This is a genomic window from Winogradskyella eximia (genome assembly GCF_003386165.1).
Lineage (GTDB): Bacteria > Bacteroidota > Bacteroidia > Flavobacteriales > Flavobacteriaceae > Winogradskyella > Winogradskyella eximia.
This window is the reverse complement of record NZ_QRDV01000004.1, coordinates 114,731-135,194: the sequence shown is the minus strand read 5'-3', so window position 1 is coordinate 135,194 and position 20,464 is coordinate 114,731. Positions and strand designations below refer to the sequence as shown.

Genomic DNA, 20,464 nt, shown 5'->3' with positions numbered 1-20,464 from the left:
TAGTTATATCAAAACAAATACAATTCATATTCCAATTTATTGGAGGGATATGACGTATAATTACTCTAATATAACAATTTATAAAACTAAGAATTAAGCAGACAAAAACCTATACGTATAACTACGTATTTTTTAATTTATACTATTTAGTAACCTATAAAATAGACTTAGGCAAAATTTTGCGTGTCCATGTTTTTAAGCGCTTGTAATTATCTACCTCTGCGTCTGGATTAAAATCTAAAGTGGTTTCCCATGAGTTTTCGGGTTTAAATTCTATTTCCATACCTTTTAATACACGTTCTGAGATTTGTGTAGAATTTACAACCACTACACATTCGGTATTTAAATTGGCACTCCTTGGGTCTAGATTAAACGTACCAACGACGGTAATTTTATTATCTATAACCATAGATTTGGCATGCAAACCAAAAATAGGTGTATGCTCTAGAGTTTCTTGCAATTCGCCTGTCATTATACTGAGACGTTCTGCTGCATCTGGTCTAAATTCAAAAATACGTACACCTGTTTTTAATAAGCGTTCTCTATCGGTTTGGTAACTACTAAAAGCTTCAACATTATCTGTAGAGGCTAGACTATTGGTTAATATTCTAATTTTTACACCACGCGTTGTAGCTTCTTTAAACAAATTTTGAGCTAAGGTTGTAGTAATTAGATAAGGGGTTTGAATCACTATAGACAATTTTGCATTTTTAACTAAATCTATTAAAGCTGTGGTAGAACGTCCACCTCCACCTAATCCGTTTTCTCCATCATTTTTCCCTGGATCATCTGAAATAAATTGCACATTGTCTAACCACACTAAATCACCAGATTCATTAATGGTTTTAAACGTACTTGGTAAGTTGGCTATGCGATTTCTTACTTGTGGCCAGAAATTTTCGGGATTGCAGGCATACTCATGTAATTTATCAAACCTATTTTCTGCGGTTGCATTGGTTGGTAAATCGTCTATAATCGTTGTCACATCTTTGCTTAAATCACTGTCCCAAAACTGACTAAAAGAAGTGTTGATATTTTTAGAGACTTTACCTAACAAGAGAATATCTCTGTCTCTAAAATTATACTCGTGATCGTAATCAAAATATTCATCAGCAATATTACGACCTCCTGTAATAACCACTTTGTCATCTACGATAAAGGTTTTATTGTGCATGCGTTGATTAGCTGCTCTAAAATCGGTAGTGAATTTCTTTAGTTTACTAAACAGGTTCTTGCCTAAATTAACTCCTGGATTATAGATTTTAACGGTAATATTCTCGTGAGATGCAAAAGTTAAAATATCTTGTATATCTGCATCTACCATAATATCATCGACTATTATGCGCACTTTTACACCACGATCTGCTGCTCTAATTAAATAATCGCAAGCAATGAGCCCAACATTATCCATTGAAAAGATGAAGTATTGAATGTCTATAGTTTTTTCGGCATACTCACTTAACCATGCTCTGGCGACCATAGAACCACTTCCATCCTCTAAAACATAAACACCTGTTTGAGTCTCCATTTGTGTTTCAATGGCTTTTAATTCTTTGGTGAGTGATGTGCTTTCGTCTCTGTGAATTTGAGCACAAAAATCGGTTTCTGGTGCTGGTTTGATTTCATTATTACAAGATGTGAGAACGAGGAATATAAAAAGTAAACACACAAGCTGTTGTTTTCCTTTGTGTCGTTTAAAGTGGTATAATAAGTTCTGCATTGTAATAAATTGGTTAATGAGATTACTGAAAACAAAAGTACAGTAAACCATCTACTGATGATATATTTAACTTGAATCCTCCTTATGTAAATATAAAAAAAGCACCTACATTACTGTAAGTGCTTTTTAAAATATAGCGTTATAATTGATTAATTTACATCTGGAAGATGACTATAGATTTTACCATAGGTTAACATCTGCTCATCAAATGATTTAGGTTGCTCCACTTTAATTGCTGTTATTTCACCTGCTTCGTTTGTTTCTGGTGTTAAAACCGGATTTACAAACCCACTGTATGGAGGTGAAGGAAACTTCTTGTTACGTTCTAAAACTTCTTTATGAATGGCTTGGTCTACTTTTACACCATAACCTTCTACTAAAGCTTCAACGGCAGCATAATCACCTTCAGATTTAATACGTTGTGTTTCTCTTAATAACTGACCAAAAAGCTCATGTAACTTCTTATAATCGTTAATATTAAAATAGGTTTTTCCGTCTCTAGTTACTTTTTCAATAACGTTGTCCGCTTTTCCTTTTTCAAAAGCCCAAGCAGAAACCCATTGTCTGTTTCGCATGTGTGCTTCTTCAACATCATTTCCAAGATCTAAACGAATTAATTGTGTCATTAAACCATTTCTAATATAACCATCGTAAGCTGCTTTTCCAACTTTTTCCCAATCACTCACAAGACCTAAGTCTTGTAATTTAGAATCGTATAAATAATATAACCCAACTAAATCTGCACGTCCTTCTTCTAAAGTAGATGCATAGGTTTTAAGTGTTTCTTTTGTTTCACCAACACCAGGATTTAACTGCCCTGAGGCGTGCCCAATTACTTCGTGTAATGCTGTATGTAATTTGTCTGCTAATTGTCCGTATTCTTCTTCTAATTGTAATTCTTCTTCGTCATTTACAAATTCTTTCAATCGACCAGAACCACCAGCATTATTGTAAGCATGTATAATGTTTCCTAAAGACACAGACTTACTTCCTACCTCAGCTCTAATCCAATTAGCATTTGGTAAATTAACACCAATTGGCGTGCTTGGAGATGCATCACCTGCTTCACCAGCAACGTTAACGACTTTGTAAGTTACACCAACAACATTCTTCTTTTTGTGCTCGCTCATTAATGGAGAATTATCTTCAAACCACTGTGCGTTTTCAGAAAGTACAGCCATTTTTTTAGACATGTCAAAATCATTAATCTGTACAATACTTTCGTAAGATCCTCTGTAACCTATTGGATCGTTATACACTTCAATAAAACTGTTAATGTAGTCAATGTTACCAGCTGTTGCTGCTGTCCAAGTGACGTTGTAATCATCCCAAGTTTGTAAATCACCTGTCATATAATACTTCATTAGCAAATCTAAAGCATGACCTTGTTCTTCATTTTCTGCTACTTCACTAGCTTTCTCTAACCATTTAATAATTTCATCAATGGCATCACCATATAAACCATCTGATTTGTACACACGCTCCTTAAGCTCACCGTTTTCTTTTACTAATTGAGAGTTTAAGCCATAAGATAATGGTCTAGTAGCATCTGGCGACTTTTTATTTTTGTAAAAATCAATAACATCATCACTAGTGACATCTGGTCCGTAAAAGTTAACTGCAGAAGCCAATACATTATCAATGCCTTTTGCTTGATTTACTTTTTTTGTATCCTTATCGTTAAAAATAACATCGAAAACCTCAGCTGGCAACTCTGTTTTAGTTGCAGCAAATAATTCTGCTAAACCTTCTTTAGTAAAGCCAGGTACAATCTTGTCATTAGAGTAATGATGATGAATACCATTACTAAACCATACACGTTTTAAATAAATTGTAAATTCTTTCCAAGTGTCTGTACTTTTATCACCAGAATATGAAACATATACATTTTCTAAAGCACGTCTAATCTTAAGATTATGTCTGTAGTTCTGATCCCACATAATATCGCGACCAGCAAGACCTGCTTGTGTTAAATAATAAACTAATTTTTGCTCTTTTAGAGTTAAGTTATCCCAACCTGGTATTTGGTAACGTAATACCTTAATATCAGCAAATTCTTCTACATTAAAACTGAAATCTGTTTTAACGACTTCAACCGTTTCATTAGGTTGTTCTTTAGTATCATTTTTACATGACACAATTAATAAAGCAAAAAGGCAAACTTTAAATAGTGATTTTATATTCATTTTATTAGATTTTAGTTGAAACAAAGGTAAGATATATATCACATATCATAAAATGACTATCTTTGATATTATACAATATAGAACGTCTAAAAATGAAATACATTAAATATATACTTTTGCTACTCCTCATCCTTATTATTGGAGTTTCAATTTATATTGCAGTACAACCAAATTCTTTCGAAGTTACAAGAACTAAAACCATAAATGCACCACAATCTGTGGTCTATGATAATGTCATTGATTTTAAAAATTGGGAGGCTTGGAACTCTTGGATTGAAGAAAAACCTGAAATGGTAATGACGCTTGGTGAAAAAACAAAAGGCATTGGAGGTTCTTACCAATGGACTGACGAAGGAGAAGTCGGAAATTTTAAAACCGTTGATACAACACCAAACTCAACTATTACACAAGAAATGCAATTTGGTGAGTTCCCAAAATCTGATGTTAATTGGGAGTTTAAATCTAATGATGATGGTTCTACAGAAGTTACATGGACCATCACTGGCAAAGATTTACCTTTTGGATTTAAAATGGTTTCGGCATTTATGGGAGGTATGGAAAAACAAATTGGACCTCATTTTGATAGAGGTTTGATTTTGTTAGATAGTGTGATTCAAAATGAAATGAAAGTTTATAGCATTAAAGTTGAAGGCATTACACAACATAGTGGTGGCTATTACCTTTACAATACAGCATCTTGTAAATTTAGTGATTTCGAAAAAAACATGACCACAATGTTACCTAAAGTTGGAGCGTATGCTATGACTCATAATGTAACTATGGCTGGTCCTCCATTTATTTTGTATCATAAATGGGATGAAGAAAATGATACCGTAATGTTCTCTACTTGTGTACCTACAAACTCTAGAATCATCACAGACGAAGCCGAAATTTTAACCGGTAAACTCGAATCTTTTAGAACCGTAAAAACAGTTTTAAAAGGCAATTATTCTAATTTGAAAGAAGCTTGGAATACTACCATGGCATATATTGCCGATAATGGTTTAGAAATGGTTGAAGGTGGACCAATGCTAGAAACCTATTTAACGGATCCGATGAGCGAGAAAAATCCGGCAAAATGGATTACTGAAATTTATGTAGCCGTTAAAGAATGAAACAGCTCTTACTCGTTTTTATTGGAGGTGGTTTTGGTAGTGTGCTCCGTTTTTTAATTGGAAAATGGTTAAACAACTCCGAAACCGGAATTCCCTATGGTACGTTTGCCGCTAATATTATTGGAAGTTTATTAATAGGCATTATACTTGGTTTAGCAGCTAAAAACGAAACATTGTCTCAAAATCAAACCTTACTTTTAGCCACTGGTTTCTGTGGTGGTTTTACAACGTTCTCAACCTTTGCTTATGAGAATCATGTGTTTTTAAAATCTGGTGACTTTATGAGTTTCGCCATTTATACAATAGCTAGTTTTGTGATTGGATTTTTGGCTGTGTTTTTAGGAATTTGGTTGGTAAAGTAGTTTCGCTTATTAAACTATAGAAATACAAAAATTTCACCCTTTTCAATAATTACGACTTAGTAAAAACTTTAAACTGCTCTTTGAAAACAGAAGACTAACTCTTCTTATAAAACCCTTTTTCCTTCAGCCCTTCTACTTCTTTTAGTATTGAAATAAAAACGGTGTCATTAATATCCTCTATCGTTTTGTAACGCAATGATTTTACTACTTTCCGATTTTCTGTAATTAAATAATCATCCCATTTTTTTGATAAGTGTGCAGAATGCCAAAAGCCAACATCAACATAATCTTTACTTTGATTGATATAACACATAGGACGTTTACCAATATAATAGCAAGGCATGTGCCATTTAAATAGTAAATCTGCCTCTGGCAAAGTGTGTTCTATTAATACCTGTAAATGCAAAAAAATAGATTTGTATGGTTCTGGTTGTTTAAGGATGTGTGCTTCGGCTGGGTTCATTTATTATTATTTTGTCTTATATTTAAACTATGAAGTTATTAATCACTATCCTGTTTACATTTTCAATTATAATTGTTCACTCTCAAAATTACAAATTGATTGATGAAAAAGTAAAAAACTATCCACATTTTAACCAAATTGATGATTTAGTAGAACATGTAAACAATGAATTTAATACTGACACAGAAAAAGTAAGGGCATTCTACATATGGACTGCTCATAATGTAACTTACGACCTGAATACATATTACTCTATTAGACCTCCAGTATTAGAGTTAATTTTTGACTCAGAGAGTATTAATAAAAGTATTGAAAATCAAAAAAGAAAAAAATTAGCTAAACAAGTTTTCAAACATAGAAAGGCATTATGTTTAGGATTTAGTTCTCTTTTTTCGGAACTCTGTTTAAAGTCTAATATTGAGGTAGAATTGATTGAAGGTATTATTAAGAGGACAGTGGATAATATTGAAAAACCTCATTACTCAAAAAATCATGCATGGAATGCTGTAAAAATCAATGAGCAATGGAAACTTATTGACGTAACTTTTGCTTCAGGCTTTGAAGATAGAAATTCAGGAGGATGGGTTCAGCAATTTAATAATTTCTATTTCTTTACTGATCCAGAAAAACTATTGTCTTCTCATTTACCTGAAAAACCTGAATTTCAACTTATTTCAGAGCCAATTAGTACTAAAGCATTTTTTAAACTCCCTATTTATTACGCAAAATATTTTGAAAGTGGCTTAGAGCTTTCTCATTATCAAACAGGGACGGTATATGTATCAAAACAAGATGATAAAATTCATCTTAGTTTTAAAAACAAAAAACGTAATAGGACAATTTATTACAAGTTTAATAATGAAAATAAACTTAGAAAACTCTCGTTAACGAAAAATAATAATGATGTCTATGTGGCAGTTTTGAAATATAAATCCAACCGATCTAAAGGCTTAAGTTTATACTATGATGGTGAAAAAATTTTAGATTTTAAGGTTAAAAAGCAACTTAAAATCTTCCAATCACAATAAGCCCAAATCTAATAATAGCTTTAAAAGGCATTAATTTAGCAGACAACTTTCTTAAACTAAATTCCATTGCAGGCGTTTTCAAATTCACGTGAGGTCTTTAATTTGCTTTTAAAGCCTTTTATATCATTGCAAGATTCCTGCTTTCGCAGGAATTTGTTACCCACATTTAGAATAGCCACAGCTTTTACACTTTAAGCAACCTTCTTCAAAAATTAAACCTTCTGGGTCATTACAATTAGAACACTTTTTATCTAAAGCTTCAGTTCCTTCTGGCACATAACGTTTTAAGGCTCTTGCCACACCATTTTTCCATGTATTAATATGATCATCGTATAAATTTAAATTCTGAACCAAATCCACAACATAAGGAATTGGCATGCCGTGACGCAATACTCCTGAAATCAATTTGGCATAATTCCAAAATTCTTTGTCAAAAGATCTCGACAAGCCTTCGATCGTAATTTTATAACCCTCATTATCTATATACTGAAAATCGTATCGCGACGAACCATCGTCATTTCTATTCTTTATCACCCAACCATTTTCTACCCATTGTGGTAAATTAAAGGCATCTTTCATTTGACCAGTAAAGATTTCATAAGGTCGTCCGTCTATGAAACCAATAACAGCTAACCATTTTTCAGATTCATTATGGAAACGTACAATTTCTGCTTCGATTTTATCAGGTCGTTTGGCGATTAACGTTTCTGTAGACGTCACCGTTTCTTCTTTTGTTTTTTGATCCGTTGATACTAAAATTCCACTACGGGAACCATCTCTGTAAACGGTAATTCCTTTTAATCCCTTTTGCCAAGAATCGACATAAATATCACCAACCAAATCAACGGTAACATCAGATGCTAAGTTAATAGTAGAGCTAATGGAATGTGTGGTGTATTTTTGGACCAAAGCTTGCATTTCCACTCGTTTTTTCCAATCTATTTCTGGTGCTGTTGCTCCAGCATAGGGACTTTCGGCTACATCAGTTTTACCTGTAGTATTCATCCAAGTTTCATACTTTTTGTGATACACCGTAAACTCTTCAAACGCATCACCCATATCATCAACAAAGTCAACTTTAGAGTTTTCGTCATTGGTATTTACTTTTCTTCGTCTTACATAAGATAGTAGAAATACGGGTTCAATTCCAGATGACACTTGTGCCAACATACTCAAAGAACCTGTTGGTGCCACAGTACTTATGGAAATATTTCGTCGACCATGATCCATCATTCTTTTGTAGGTCTCAGGAAATTCTTCTGCTAGCATTTGTACAAATTCTGAGGTGTCTTCAATATTTCTATTAAACACTTCAAACTGACCTCTTGTAATTGCCATATCTATGCTACTATCAAACTCGGCAGTCATCTTTGTTTTCATAATCTCATCTACTACAGCTAAAGCATCGTCGGTATCAAACTTAATTCCTAAAGCAGCAACAGCATCAGCCAAAGCTGTAAATCCTAGACCTGTACGTCTTCCTTTCTTACCTGTTTCCGCCAATAGATTCCAGATTTCTTTTTCGGTTCTCTTAATGGCATCTGGTTCTGGATCTGCATTGATTTTAGCTAAAATTCGAGTTACGGCTTCCAATTCGAGATCTACCAAATCATCCATAAGACGTTGTGATTCATAAACCACTTCATAGAATTTTTTAAAATTAAATGTTGCTTTTTTAGTAAAAGGAGCGTCGACAAAACTGAATAAATTAACAGCAATCAATCGGCAACTGTCACCTCCTTGCATCGCAATTTCCGAACATGGATTGGTAGAACTATTCTTAAATTCAGGATAAACAGAAGAGGTAGAATAATGATGTTGTCTATCCCAGAAAATCAAACCGGGTTCTGCGGAATTATGAGCACAGGTAATAATTTTTTCCCATAGATCTTTAGCGTCAATTTCCTTAGTGTATTTTGGAGATTTACTTTCAATTGGCCATTGTAACGTGAATTTAGTATTGTTAACAACGGATTGCATAAATTCGTCCGACAACCTAATTGAAATATTAGCACCTGTAATCTTGGTTAAATCTTGTTTTATGGTAATAAAATCCTCTATATCTGGATGTTTTACGTCCATAGTAAGCATTAAGGCACCACGTCTTCCGTTTTGAGCGACTTCTCTTGTGGTATTAGAAAAACGATTCATAAACGATACAGCTCCTGTTGTAGAACCAGCTGCATTAGATACTAACGCATCTTTTGGACGCAGTTCGGATAAGTCCACTCCTACTCCACAACGTCTTTTAAATAATTGTGCTAATTGTTCATCGGTATAACAAACACCTCCATACGAATCTATAACTGAAGGTACCACAATACAATTTGATAGTGATGCAATAACCTCAGAGTTACCCAAGCCAAACATAACGCTACCTTGTGGAATCACATATTTAAAATCTTTAAAGAGTCGGTATATTTTAGAATCATCTAATGGTTTTCTGTTTTTTCCGTAATCAGATAAGTGTTCTGAAAGCGTTTCGGTAAGTGCATAATTATTTTCAATCCGACCAAATTCTTTTGCCATTCTCAGGTGCATATCATCTGGCGATTTTTCTAAATAATTACCATCTTTATCCTTTAAACAATACTTATTAATCCAAGTAGTTGCGGCAAGTTCATCGTTGTGAAAGTAGTCTAAAGCTATTTTTAAAACTTCTTCGTAAGTAAATGATTTTGAAGACAAAAGCGTTTGATTCATGATGGAAAGGGTTTTGAAATGTTTATAAAGTAGACACAAAGCTAGCCAACATAAATCTCAAAAACATGACAATTGTCATACTTGTTAATAAGTCTGAAAGATTGTTAATTAATGAAAATACCGTAACTTTTTCCGATACAAAACAGGTGTTTCTCTGGTTAATTTTATGTTATTTTGAATACATAAAAGCCTCCGAGAAAAGAAGAAAACTTGGAGACATTACAAAAATTGGTTCGAAATTTTGTGATGAAAATTATAAATAAGAAATACATTGAGGGTCGCTAAAAAATACCTAAGATACCAATCACAATAAGCCCAATTCCAATAATAGCTTTAAAAGGCATTAATTTAGCAGACAACTTTCTTAAGCTTGTTTCTAAAGCAGGTACTTTTCCAAATACGTGAGTTAAAAGTAAAATACCACCCAATATACTGACCACATTAAATAACAGACCATCCCAAAATTCTAGTATTGCTAAAATAATAAGTGCAAGACCTATTACGGTATCAAAAGGGGCTAAAACTCCAGCAATTCTATTAAAAAAATCGCGTTCACCATCCCACTTATCTAAGGTTGCTAATCCTAACAAAAGTCCACCAGAAATATTTGCTATCGCTAAAAGTAATTCAATCATATCGCTTTAATATTTTAACTGTTAATTCATAAATTTAGTCAAATCTTGAAAATAAATTTGTTGAAACCGAATATTTTATTTTACTTTGTATTTCAAAGTACTTTAAATATGAGCGACAAGGATTACTTAAAAGACATCAGTGAGATTAAAAATCTTATGAATAAATCTTCCCGATTTATATCCTTAAGTGGTTTATCTGGAATTCTAGCTGGTATTTACGCTCTTATTGGTGCAGCAATAGCTTATTGGCTCGTTATTTCGTACAGTGGTGGCAAATTATACATATTTCATGGTTGGGTATTTTGGACAAGCATGTTTGTTTTATTTATGATTGCTTTATTAAGCGCCTTAACTGGTATTATTTTAACAACTAGAAAAGCTAAAAAAAATGGAGAAAAAATTTGGGACAATTCATCAAAACGTCTACTGTTCAATTTTTTAATACCATTAGTAGCTGGTGGTTTATATACACTAATCATATTAGACCAAGGAAGATATGGACAAACAGGAGCTTTAATGCTTATTTTTTACGGCTTAGCCTTAGTTAATGCTTCTAAGTATAGCATTGGTGATATAAAATACTTAGGATTTGCTGAAATTGTTTTAGGTTTGTTTGCAGCATATTATCCAGGTTATGGTTTCTGGTTATGGGTTGTAGGTTTTGGATTATTGCACATTATTTATGGCACTTGGATGCATTTTAAATATGACGCAAAGTGAAAAGTTTTTCACAAAGACACAAAAGAATTACTATATACTGAGATTTGAACATAATTACCAACATAAATAAACTTTTTGATCATAGAATAAGACTCGGCATTATGTCAGTGCTTATGGTAAATGAGTATGCGGATTTTAATATGCTAAAAGAATTATTAGGAGCAACAGACGGCAATTTAGCAAGCCATACAAAAGCTCTAGAAAAAGCAGAATATATATTAGTTGAAAAGCAATTTATTGGACGAAAACCAAACACAAGATATAGTGTTACCAAACTTGGCAAAGCAGAATTTAAAAAACACATTGAAGCTCTCGAAAAATTAATACGAAAAACCTAACTCTTTGACTACTCTATGTACGTCAACTATTTTTTTAAACATCTACTTTGAAAAACAAAGTACTTTAAAACAAAAAACATGAAAAAACCAGCCTTATTCATCGCAGCTATTTTATTTAGCACCTTCTTCTACGATCAGACTATCGGACTTAACCTATTTCTATTTAGTATTCTTACTATAGTGATTCTCTTTATTAATAATCAATCACAATTTAAGAATCGAAAAACCCAAATCTACAGTATAGCTTATCTTATCACTGGTCTTACTATATTTTTTCACAGCTCTACCCTATCAATTATTGCTAATTTGGTCGCTTTCTTTACCCTAATAGGTCATCTTTCTGAGACTAAATCTTCTATTTATGTCCATTGGCTTAATGGTATATACACAACTATCGCTGGTTTATTTCATCGCAATTTTGCTCTACCAAAAACTGAAACAGATGAAGAAGAAAAAACACAAATTGATTATCTACATTGGGCTAAAATCATTCTAATTCCTACAGTAATTCTTATTGCTTTTATCGCACTTTACAAAGATGGAAACCCAGTGTTTAGTAACATAATAGAGACAATAGATTTTGGGTTTATAAATATTCAATGGTTATTAGTTGCTGGTTTGGGGTATTATTTATTCAATAATATATATGATCCCATCGAAGTAGAACCTGCTACTGAAATCGATCTACAGACCAACAATACCTTACTTAAAACTGAAGCCTTTTCTATACCAAAACTGAAACAAGAAAATCAACTTGGTGTGATACTCATTGCGTTACTCAATGTTTTAATTGTATTATATCTTATCACAGATATTACTTTTTTAGCATCACAACAAGACCTTAGAGCTTCAGCTTACTCTGCTCAAGTACATAACGGAATAAACGCTTTAATAGCTTCCATTGTCATTGCTATCATGATTTTACTTTACGTCTTTAGAGGCAATCTCAATTTTTACAAAGAAAATACAACGCTGAAACGTTTAGCTTTTACTTGGATTGTCTTAAATATTCTTTTGGTTTTAAGCATCGTTTTTAAAAACAGTCAGTATATCTATTATTTTGGTCTCACTTATAAGCGTATTGGTGTTATTGTTTATCTACTACTTGCCACAATTGGACTTGTCACCACGCTTTTAAAAATAAATAGCGCAAAAAACAATTGGTATTTATTTAGAATAAACACGCAGGCTGCATTTATAATTCTCATTATTTCTAGTACTGTAAATTGGGATTATCATATTACCAACTACAACTTCAATTATGCAAAATCTATGGATTTTAATTATTTGTATAATCTTTCTAACAACAACACTTTACTACTAAATGAGCAACTTGCATCTACAACTTTAGATAACAATTCTATTCAACTTATAAAAGATAAATATAACAAATACGTCTATAAATTAAGAACTAACAATTGGCAAGAATTACAATACGATAATTTTAAACTAAATACTAAATAAGATGGCAGCACTTATAATTTTTGCCTGTCTTATTGCTGGCGGATTTACTTTTATCATCCTAAGATTAAGCGTGTCTTGTGTGTTTTGGTTCTCTAAAAAACCTAATGATAAACCGTACGTTTTTAAGACGCATTTCCCTTATTACATCATAGTTTTATTCGGGTTATGTGCAGCATTGATTATCGCTCTAGACTTCGCATATTTTGCCATTTATTATGCAATAAGCACATACCTGCTAGCTCTTATAATTTGGAACTTTAAATTGAAGCATTGTAAAAGAAAATATACTACTATCAAAAACATCACAAAACCTCATCATCCCGAATTACCATGAACAACCTATTTAAAATTTTGAAACAAAAACGAAAGGATCTGATCATTTGGATGTTTGAACATTCGCAACGCATTTATACATCTTTATTTAAAAATCATGAACCTTGGAAGATTACAAAAGCCGATTTACTAAATCTACCAGAACCTACTTTTGGCAGACATTTAGGTCATTTTTTAGATGAAAATAATTTTGAATTATTACCCAAAGTAGAACGTCACGATTGCTACCATGTGCTTTGTGGCTATAGCACAAAAGTGGAAGATGAAATTGCACTGCAATGTCTTTGTTTTGGTAACGGTAAACGCAGTCCATATTTATATGGAGCTATTGTGCTTGGTATTTCTATTCTTCCAGATTATTACAAATATTATTATAAGTCTTTTAAAACAGGTAAAGCAGCAAATGCATTTCATCATTTCGATTATAAGAAATTATTAACCGTTCCTATTTCAGACTTTAGAAAAGCTATTTTTTCAAAACATGAATTATTAAATCTTAACCTCACGGCTGCATGAAAAAACTAAAACTATTAATCCTTTCAGGACTGTGCATTCTATTTGGTATTATCAGCACTTTCTATTGGGTAGCTTACAAAGCCAAAGGATTTAACTATGACAACATAGATAATATTCCTAAAAACAAAGTTGGACTTGTCCTTGGAGCAAGCAAACTTGCGCCAAGCGGAAACATTAATCTGTTCTATAAACACCGAGTAGATGCAGCTGTGGCACTTTACAAAGCAGGTAAGATAGATTACATTTTAGTGAGTGGCGATAATGGAAGAAAAGACTATGATGAGCCTACTGATTTCAAAAACGATTTAATTGCAAATGGTGTTCCTGAAGCGTGTATATTTTTAGATTATGCTGGCTTTAGAACCTTAGATTCTATTGTGAGAGCTAAGGAAATATTTGGTCAGAATGATATCACTATTATTTCTCAAAAATTCCATAATGAACGTGCTATTTATATCGCGCAACATTTTGGCATTAATGCTATTGCTTTTAATGCCAAAGACGTTTATAAAAACCCTAAAAGAGAATATTTAGCAAGGGCAAAAGCCAGTTTAGATTTACTATTTAATGTTGAACCCAAATTTTTGGGAGACAAAATTGCCATAAATTGAACAAAATACATCTTACTATGAAAATACAATTCAACAAATATTATTTAGCCTTAGCACACAGCTTATTTTTAATAGAATTAGCCATCGCTTTTTTACTAAATACTGGGTTTATCCGCTACACTTTTGGCGATTATCTGGTCGTTATTTTACTATATGCAATTATTAGAGGATGCACCAATTTGAGTGTTTGGGCCTCGAGTTTGGTCGTCCTCTTAATTGCTTTTGGTATTGAGTTCTTGCAACTTACTCCATTCTTAAGCTATTTTAATTTACAAAACAGTTTTACGGCAAAATTAATCTTTGGTAGCACTTTTCAGTTTACAGATTTAATTGCTTATACCCTGGGAATTGCAACCGTTTTAATTGTAGAAACCTCAATTTCAAAATTTGAATCACAACAAAAAACCACATTATGGAAACCGTAAAAAAAGCCATTCAATCACAATTTAAAACGCTATCATTAGTAACTGTTGCGTTAATATTTAGTGTTATTTTACTGATGGTACGCATAAAACTGAACAAGTCCTTTTTTTACCTATTCTTAATCTGGAATGTATTTTTAGCCATTATACCTTTTGCGATTACCATGTATCTTAGCTCAAAACAAAATATCAGTACATTTAAACTCATAGTTTGGTTAATAATCTGGTTGGCATTTTTACCGAATGCTCCATATATTGTTACAGACCTTATTCATATAAAAACAGGAAACAACACACTTTTATGGCTCGATATTTTAGTGGTATTATCTTTTGCTTTGAGTGGATTATTCTTATTTTATTTATCAATTATAGATATGCAAAATCTTGTAAAATCTAAATTTGAAAAAATTCCTATTGCAACACTAACATTTAGTATTCTATTTTTATGTGGATTTGGGGTTTATTTAGGTCGTTTTCTACGTTATAATTCTTGGGAAATAATTAGTAATCCACATGTCTTAATTTCTGATGTTTTTAATATTCTAATTTCACCATTCCAACACTATGAAGCTTGGTTATTCACCATTGGTTTTGGTACATTTTTAGCAGTTGGCTTTTGGCTATTTAGAAATTTAAATACTTTAGAAAACCAATAGCTATTTTAGTCCAATTTATCAATCTATTCTTTATACCTTTAAGCTAATAAATTCAAACATCAATTTTTATGAAAAAAATAGCACTTTATGCTTTACTCTGTTTATTCCTTTTTTCGGCATGTAAAAATGAAGAAAAAGCAGTACCTCAGCCTATTGAAATTGGGGACTTTAGCTTTTCTTCTAAAACCATTGAAGCTAATACACCTTTCCAGATTACTTATAATGGAAACGGAGAATTAGATGATAGTTTTTTCTACCAACTAAGTCATTCTAAATCTTATCCTTTTGATTTAGATTTTAATAACAATACAGCAACGATTACTATACCAGATAGTATTTCAGCTATAGCTTTTAATTTTAAAGTTGATGATGACTATGCGAATAACAACAATGAAGGCTTCCTTTTTTCTGTAGTGGATAATGATGAAAAAATGGCTATAGATGTTGAAGCTTCCAAACAAAACTACATTATAAATTATGGTGAAAATTTTGGTATTGAAGGCAATGCAAAAGATGCATTAAATGCACTAGAAAATGCATTAGAAAAAAATCCGGAATTAAAAAAAGAATGGATAGATAGACATATTTACTTAGCGAGACAAGTAGACGCAAAGACAGCTAAAGATGTTAGCGATATGTACCTTTCGAAGTTTATCACTAAGCCAGCCGAAACATTAGAAGATTACAATACTTTAACAAGTGTTTATAATGGTATGCGAGATTCTAAACGAAGTGATAGTATCCTTAAAATAGCGGCAGAAAAATTTCCTGATAGCGATTTAGCATTAAGATCTGTAATTAATAATTTCTTTGATACAAAAGAGCTCAGTGCATTAGAAACTATTTTTAATTTGCATAAAGACAAATTATTAAAATCAAAGTATTCAAGTTTTGTTATTGAAACATTAGCTAAAGCAAATTATAATAAAGGTAATATTGAAGCTTTTGAAGATTATTTAAATCTACAAAACAATAAAACGGATAAGGCTTCACTTTATAACACTATTGCTTGGCCAAAAGCTGAAAAAGGCGAAGACATTGAAGGTGCTATGACACTATCAAAAAAGTCTTTAGAACTCATTAAATCAGAACAAAAAGCACCACAAAATAAGCCTCCATATTATACGCCTAAACAATACGAGAAAAGTTTAGAGAGCACTTATAATATGTATGCAGACACTTATGCATTATTAGCTTTTAAAAATGGGGATTTAAAGGAAGCTATAAATTACCAAAAAATAGCAATTGGCGAAGGTGAAAATCCGGAAATGAATGAACGTTATATTCAATTTTTAAAGGCAGACAATCAACATAATAACATCGTTGAAGAAGCTTCAGAATTTATAAAAGAAGGGCAAAGTACAGCAAACATAAAAGCTAACTTCATAGAGGCCATTCAAAAAACGGACAACTCAAAAAATCCAAAAACATTGTTAGCTAAGCTTGAAGCTAAAGCGAAAGAAAAAGAATTTAATCGCATTAGAAAAACACTCATCGATGAAGAAGCACCAGATTTTACTGTAAAAAGTTTAAATGGTGATGTAGTCACTTTATCGGATTTAAAAGGAAAGACAGTTGTTTTAGATTTTTGGGCAACTTGGTGTGGACCTTGCATAGCATCATTTCCTGGTATGCAAAAAGTAGTTACAAAATACAAAGACGATGATAGTGTTGTATTTTTATTTGTTGATACGTTTGAAAGCGGTAAAGACCGTATTGAAAAAGTATCTAAATTTATAGAAGACAATGCATACAGTTTTAACGTGTTAATTGATCCCATAAATGAGGATAGTGATAAATATGATGTAGCAAGTGCATATAAAGTTTCTGGCATACCAACAAAGGTAATTATTGGTCCTGGTGGTAGAATTAATTTTAAATCTGTTGGTTTTAGTGGTTCTGCAGAAAAAATAGTAAGCGAAATTGATACTATGGTAGAACTTTTGAAAAACTAAAAAATAATCTAAAAACTAAAAAGAGGAATATCAATTAAGATATTCCTCTTTTTAATTTAAAGTATATTCTGATCATTTAAGTCACTAAGACTCGCGATTCTTTTCCTGAATTTTACGAACTATTTTCGTAGCTCTATTTCGGGTTAGCATTCTTGGTAGTATGGACAAAAATTTATTAAATGTACCAGGAATTGCTACAACCCTTCCATTATGCATGGCTTTATAACCATAAGCAGCTACATCTTTAGCAGATGCCATGTTAAAGGAAATCTTATTCTCATTTGCATCTTGAGAAACCGTACTTTGAAAAGACGTTTTTGTTGGTCCAGGGCATAAAGCAGTAACTGTAACACCTGTGCCTTTTAACTCATTTGCAATAGCTTGCGAAAACGATAAGATATAAGATTTTGAGGCATAATATAAGGCCATCATCGGACCTGGTTGAAAAGCGGCTAACGATGATAAATTTAAAATTTTACCGTAACCACGTTCTACCATACTTGGTAACAGTAATTTTACAAGATGCGTTGTTGTTAACACATGAAGATTTAGCATTTGAGATTGACGCTCCCAATCTGTATCATTAAAAGTACCAAATAACCCAAAACCTGCATTGTTTATAATAACATCAATTGGTGTATTATTTAGATCTTCAAAGATTTCTTGTGAAATATTTACCAAACTTAAATCTTTTCTCATTAAGATAATATTGGTGTCATAGGTCTTTAAAATATCACTTTTTGCTGTCTCAAGCTTTTCTAAATCTATATCTATTAGCACCAGTTTATAAGCATCTTTAGCTAATAAAAGTGCCAACTCAAATCCCAATCCTGATGCTGCTCCAGTTACTAATGCTGTTTTAGTGGTATTATTTTCCATCTATATAATCTTGTAAATAACTAAATCGTTTGGTTAATTTGCCATTTTCGGTAATCTTAGCTCGTTTTAAGATTTCTCTTTCGTCGTTATTAAAAAATGCTGGGATTACGTGTTCTAAAAATGTGACACCAAAACCTTCACTCGCATCTTTTGGTAATTCGCATGGTAAATTATCTACAGCCATTACTGTTATTGCATTCTCAGCATTAAAAGCAACTTCCTTTTCTATCTTTGCATCATAACCATAAAATGGGTCTGCTATTGTAGATGGTCTAATTGTACTTGCAACAGGTCCATCAATATCGCAAGATATATCTGCGACTAAGTTAATTCTGAAGTCTGGATGTTTAGCATCTTCTCGTGTAAATAAATAAGGTGCGTTGTTACCATAAAAATGACCTGCAATAAAATAGTCTGTTTCTTTTGCATACGGCATAAAATTGCTTTCATAGCCAGATGGATCTTTATAAAACTTAAACTTATCTCCTACTTTACCATCGCTACGTTTACTGTATTCCATAACATCTACCATACAATAAACAGGTTCTGTAAATTGCGATGTTAAATACAAAGCATCACTAATTTCCTTTATACCTAAATGGTCTAAAATTTCTTTTGCTCCATGTGCTACTTTACCAGTTCCTGAAAGTAGAATCTTTATGTTTGGAATAGTAATCTTATCTAATTCTGATTTTACTTCGTTTAAATCTGCAAGTGTCTCTACTTTTGGTAGATTGAATAAATCATCTCGCAATCCTAAAGCTCTAAATCCATTATAAGCACCAACTAAACCAGCATAACGTCCAAAACCTATTAAACGTGCTCCTGATTTTTTAACGATAGTTTCGTGATCAAACATTTCGATATTTTTCTCTAACATCGCTAACAATAACTTTCTATTGTAAGGTTGCTTTTTGATGGTATGCGAAAAATAAAAATATTTTTTATTCGGAATTAAATTTTCAATTGGCACTTCTTTTACACCAATCATAACATCCGCATGAGACACATCATCTAGAACTTCAAAGCCTTCTTTTCTGTAGTCTTCATCAGAGAAAACCCTAATACTCGAAGATTCTACTATAAAATTAGCCTCTAGAAATTGTGCTCTTGCTGCTGCTAAATGTTCTGGAGAAAAAACCACACGTCTATCTGGTGGATTTTTACGTTCTTTTATGATGGCGAATGTCATAGCTGTTATTATAATTATGTTATTCTGAAATTAAGATTTTGTAAAAATAAATTATTAATTCATTCTGCCACGAATACATCAATGTTTATATCAAAATTTCATTTACATAAAACAAATGCTACAATCCATATTTATAGATAACTCATATTTAAAATAATACCAAATACTTTTAAGCTTTAAGCTTATGCAAAGGTTTTTCATAAAATGTAAGTCTAATCCCTAATAACAACACAATACCTCCAATTACCATTTGTATGGACACCTGTTCGTCGAGAAACCACCAAGCTAAAATAGAGGCTAGCACAGCTTGTCCTAATAAACTCACTGAAACTCTTGTTGCTCGCATATGCTTGGTAGCATAGCTAATAAGTAACCAAGCCAAAAGTTGACAAACAAGACCTTGAATAACTAAAACCAACCAACCTGCATCTGAAAATCCAGTAAAAGGTTCGTTTAAAAAATAGCTGAGCGTACCTAAAGCTAAAGCTGATGACAACAAGCTAATTATCATAAAAGTCATGACTTCCATTTCACCCAAAATTCTTTTACTTGTAAGCATATAAACGGCATAAAGCATACCTGACAGGATACCAAAGATGAAAGCCAGATTAAAATCGAAATTGATAAACAAATCAAAACCAACTAAAAGCACCATGCCAATGATTGCTACAATAGTACCCATCCAAAAATTACGTTTTGGTTTATCTTTAAGAAATAAAAACGCACCAATACCTACCCAAACTGGTGATAAATTGGTTAACAATGTAGCTTGAGTAGCTGTTGATTGTTGTATGGATATATTCCAAACACCTACATCTAACCCAAAAACAACACCACAAATTACGGCCAACCAACATGCTTTTTTTGAGGTAACTTTAAACTGTTTTGTAATAAGAACATAAGGCAATAGAATTGCCGATGCAATAGCCATTCTATAAAACGCTGATATAAGTCCTGGAGTTAAATTTAACTTAACTAATATTGGAAATATTGAAATACAAATAATGCCAACCGCTAGTGCTATTCTTGGTTTTATCATGTGTACATGGTTTAGTTTTGAAGTCCGCAAAATTACACTTTAAATCGATTTTTTATTAAAAACACATGCTATATCACTTATCTAATTACCTTAGGTTTTATACTTAAATTAACCTGATATATTTATG

The 20,464-nt window shown here is 32.2% G+C and carries 20 protein-coding genes; 12 read left to right on the top strand and 8 right to left on the bottom strand.

All coding sequences use genetic code 11. The annotated features are described in order from the left end of the window. Positions 1 to 154 precede the first annotated feature (154 nt). Positions 155 to 1,720 (bottom strand): phospholipase D family protein, encoded by a 1,566-nt coding sequence (locus tag DFQ10_RS10345; protein ID WP_115817348.1) that lies wholly within the window; start codon positions 1,718 to 1,720, stop codon positions 155 to 157. Positions 1,721 to 1,869: 149 nt separating this feature from the next. After that, positions 1,870 to 3,906 (bottom strand): dipeptidyl-peptidase 3 family protein, encoded by a 2,037-nt coding sequence (locus DFQ10_RS10340; RefSeq protein ID WP_115817347.1) that lies wholly within the window; start codon positions 3,904 to 3,906, stop codon positions 1,870 to 1,872. A gap of 92 nt (positions 3,907 to 3,998) precedes the next feature. On the opposite strand from DFQ10_RS10340, the gene DFQ10_RS10335 reads away from it, so the two are divergent. Together DFQ10_RS10335 and crcB are read left to right on the top strand one after the other, a co-directional pair. Further along, positions 3,999 to 5,021 carry an SRPBCC family protein gene (locus DFQ10_RS10335; protein WP_115817346.1) on the top strand — a complete coding sequence of 341 codons (1,023 nt, stop codon included), beginning with the start codon at positions 3,999 to 4,001 and terminating at the stop codon, positions 5,019 to 5,021. Next, the gene (crcB, locus tag DFQ10_RS10330; protein ID WP_115817345.1) at positions 5,018 to 5,383 is read left to right on the top strand and encodes a fluoride efflux transporter CrcB; all 366 of its coding nucleotides are present in this window, start codon (positions 5,018 to 5,020) and stop codon (positions 5,381 to 5,383) included. Before DFQ10_RS10335 ends, crcB begins: the two co-directional genes overlap by 4 nt. A 94-nt stretch (positions 5,384 to 5,477) precedes the next feature. On the opposite strand, the gene DFQ10_RS10325 is transcribed toward crcB, so the two are convergent. Further along, positions 5,478 to 5,846, bottom strand: a complete 369-nt coding sequence (locus DFQ10_RS10325; RefSeq protein ID WP_115817344.1) for a DUF1801 domain-containing protein — start codon at positions 5,844 to 5,846, stop codon at positions 5,478 to 5,480. Between the two features lie 29 nt (positions 5,847 to 5,875). Here DFQ10_RS10325 and DFQ10_RS10320 point away from each other — a divergent pair, with 29 nt between their 5' ends. Continuing rightward, on the top strand, positions 5,876 to 6,874 hold the full coding sequence (locus DFQ10_RS10320; protein ID WP_115817343.1) for a transglutaminase domain-containing protein: 999 nt from the start codon (positions 5,876 to 5,878) through the stop codon (positions 6,872 to 6,874). Between the two features lie 156 nt (positions 6,875 to 7,030). On the opposite strand, the gene DFQ10_RS10315 is transcribed toward DFQ10_RS10320, so the two are convergent. Together DFQ10_RS10315 and DFQ10_RS10310 are read right to left on the bottom strand one after the other, a co-directional pair. Then, positions 7,031 to 9,577, bottom strand: coding sequence for an adenosylcobalamin-dependent ribonucleoside-diphosphate reductase (locus DFQ10_RS10315; protein ID WP_115817342.1), 2,547 nt, complete (start codon positions 9,575 to 9,577; stop codon positions 7,031 to 7,033). A 281-nt stretch (positions 9,578 to 9,858) separates the two neighbouring features. Continuing rightward, positions 9,859 to 10,212, bottom strand: a complete 354-nt coding sequence (locus tag DFQ10_RS10310; protein WP_115817341.1) for a hypothetical protein — start codon at positions 10,210 to 10,212, stop codon at positions 9,859 to 9,861. A 108-nt stretch (positions 10,213 to 10,320) separates the two neighbouring features. Here DFQ10_RS10310 and DFQ10_RS10305 point away from each other — a divergent pair, with 108 nt between their 5' ends. From DFQ10_RS10305 to DFQ10_RS10265, 9 genes are all read left to right on the top strand, one after another. After that, a complete protein-coding gene (locus DFQ10_RS10305) occupies positions 10,321 to 10,932 on the top strand; it encodes a hypothetical protein (protein ID WP_115817340.1) in 612 nt (203 codons plus the stop codon). Positions 10,933 to 10,976: 44 nt separating this feature from the next. Further along, on the top strand, positions 10,977 to 11,270 hold the full coding sequence (locus DFQ10_RS10300) for a winged helix-turn-helix domain-containing protein (protein WP_115817339.1): 294 nt from the start codon (positions 10,977 to 10,979) through the stop codon (positions 11,268 to 11,270). Positions 11,271 to 11,348: 78 nt separating this feature from the next. After that, positions 11,349 to 12,734, top strand: coding sequence for a DUF4153 domain-containing protein (locus DFQ10_RS10295; protein ID WP_115817338.1), 1,386 nt, complete (start codon positions 11,349 to 11,351; stop codon positions 12,732 to 12,734). A 1-nt stretch (position 12,735) separates the two neighbouring features. After that, positions 12,736 to 13,068: a hypothetical protein gene (locus tag DFQ10_RS10290; RefSeq protein WP_115817337.1), complete on the top strand. Its 333-nt coding sequence runs from the start codon at positions 12,736 to 12,738 to the stop codon at positions 13,066 to 13,068. A 17-nt stretch (positions 13,069 to 13,085) separates the two neighbouring features. Then, positions 13,086 to 13,583, top strand: coding sequence for a Coq4 family protein (locus tag DFQ10_RS10285; RefSeq protein WP_245940685.1), 498 nt, complete (start codon positions 13,086 to 13,088; stop codon positions 13,581 to 13,583). Next, positions 13,580 to 14,194: a SanA/YdcF family protein gene (locus DFQ10_RS10280; RefSeq protein ID WP_115817335.1), complete on the top strand. Its 615-nt coding sequence runs from the start codon at positions 13,580 to 13,582 to the stop codon at positions 14,192 to 14,194. Before DFQ10_RS10285 ends, DFQ10_RS10280 begins: the two co-directional genes overlap by 4 nt. A 17-nt stretch (positions 14,195 to 14,211) precedes the next feature. After that, positions 14,212 to 14,619: a ribosomal maturation YjgA family protein gene (locus DFQ10_RS10275; protein WP_115817334.1), complete on the top strand. Its 408-nt coding sequence runs from the start codon at positions 14,212 to 14,214 to the stop codon at positions 14,617 to 14,619. Next, the gene (locus tag DFQ10_RS10270) at positions 14,607 to 15,272 is read left to right on the top strand and encodes a DUF1361 domain-containing protein (RefSeq protein ID WP_115817333.1); all 666 of its coding nucleotides are present in this window, start codon (positions 14,607 to 14,609) and stop codon (positions 15,270 to 15,272) included. The genes DFQ10_RS10275 and DFQ10_RS10270 overlap by 13 nt, the downstream gene beginning before the upstream one ends. A gap of 68 nt (positions 15,273 to 15,340) precedes the next feature. Beyond that, positions 15,341 to 17,227 carry a TlpA disulfide reductase family protein gene (locus DFQ10_RS10265; RefSeq protein ID WP_115817332.1) on the top strand — a complete coding sequence of 629 codons (1,887 nt, stop codon included), beginning with the start codon at positions 15,341 to 15,343 and terminating at the stop codon, positions 17,225 to 17,227. An 84-nt stretch (positions 17,228 to 17,311) separates the two neighbouring features. On the opposite strand, the gene DFQ10_RS10260 is transcribed toward DFQ10_RS10265, so the two are convergent. The 3 genes from DFQ10_RS10260 to DFQ10_RS10250 all read right to left on the bottom strand — a co-directional run bounded on the left by DFQ10_RS10260 (position 17,312) and on the right by DFQ10_RS10250 (position 20,337). Next, on the bottom strand, positions 17,312 to 18,106 hold the full coding sequence (locus DFQ10_RS10260; RefSeq protein WP_115817331.1) for an SDR family NAD(P)-dependent oxidoreductase: 795 nt from the start codon (positions 18,104 to 18,106) through the stop codon (positions 17,312 to 17,314). Then, a complete protein-coding gene (locus DFQ10_RS10255) occupies positions 18,096 to 19,298 on the bottom strand; it encodes an NAD(P)-dependent oxidoreductase (protein WP_115817330.1) in 1,203 nt (400 codons plus the stop codon). The genes DFQ10_RS10260 and DFQ10_RS10255 overlap by 11 nt, the downstream gene beginning before the upstream one ends. Positions 19,299 to 19,467: 169 nt before the next feature. Beyond that, complete coding sequence (locus DFQ10_RS10250) at positions 19,468 to 20,337, bottom strand: DMT family transporter (protein WP_115817329.1); 870 nt, start codon at positions 20,335 to 20,337, stop codon at positions 19,468 to 19,470. Positions 20,338 to 20,464: the final 127 nt, after the last annotated feature.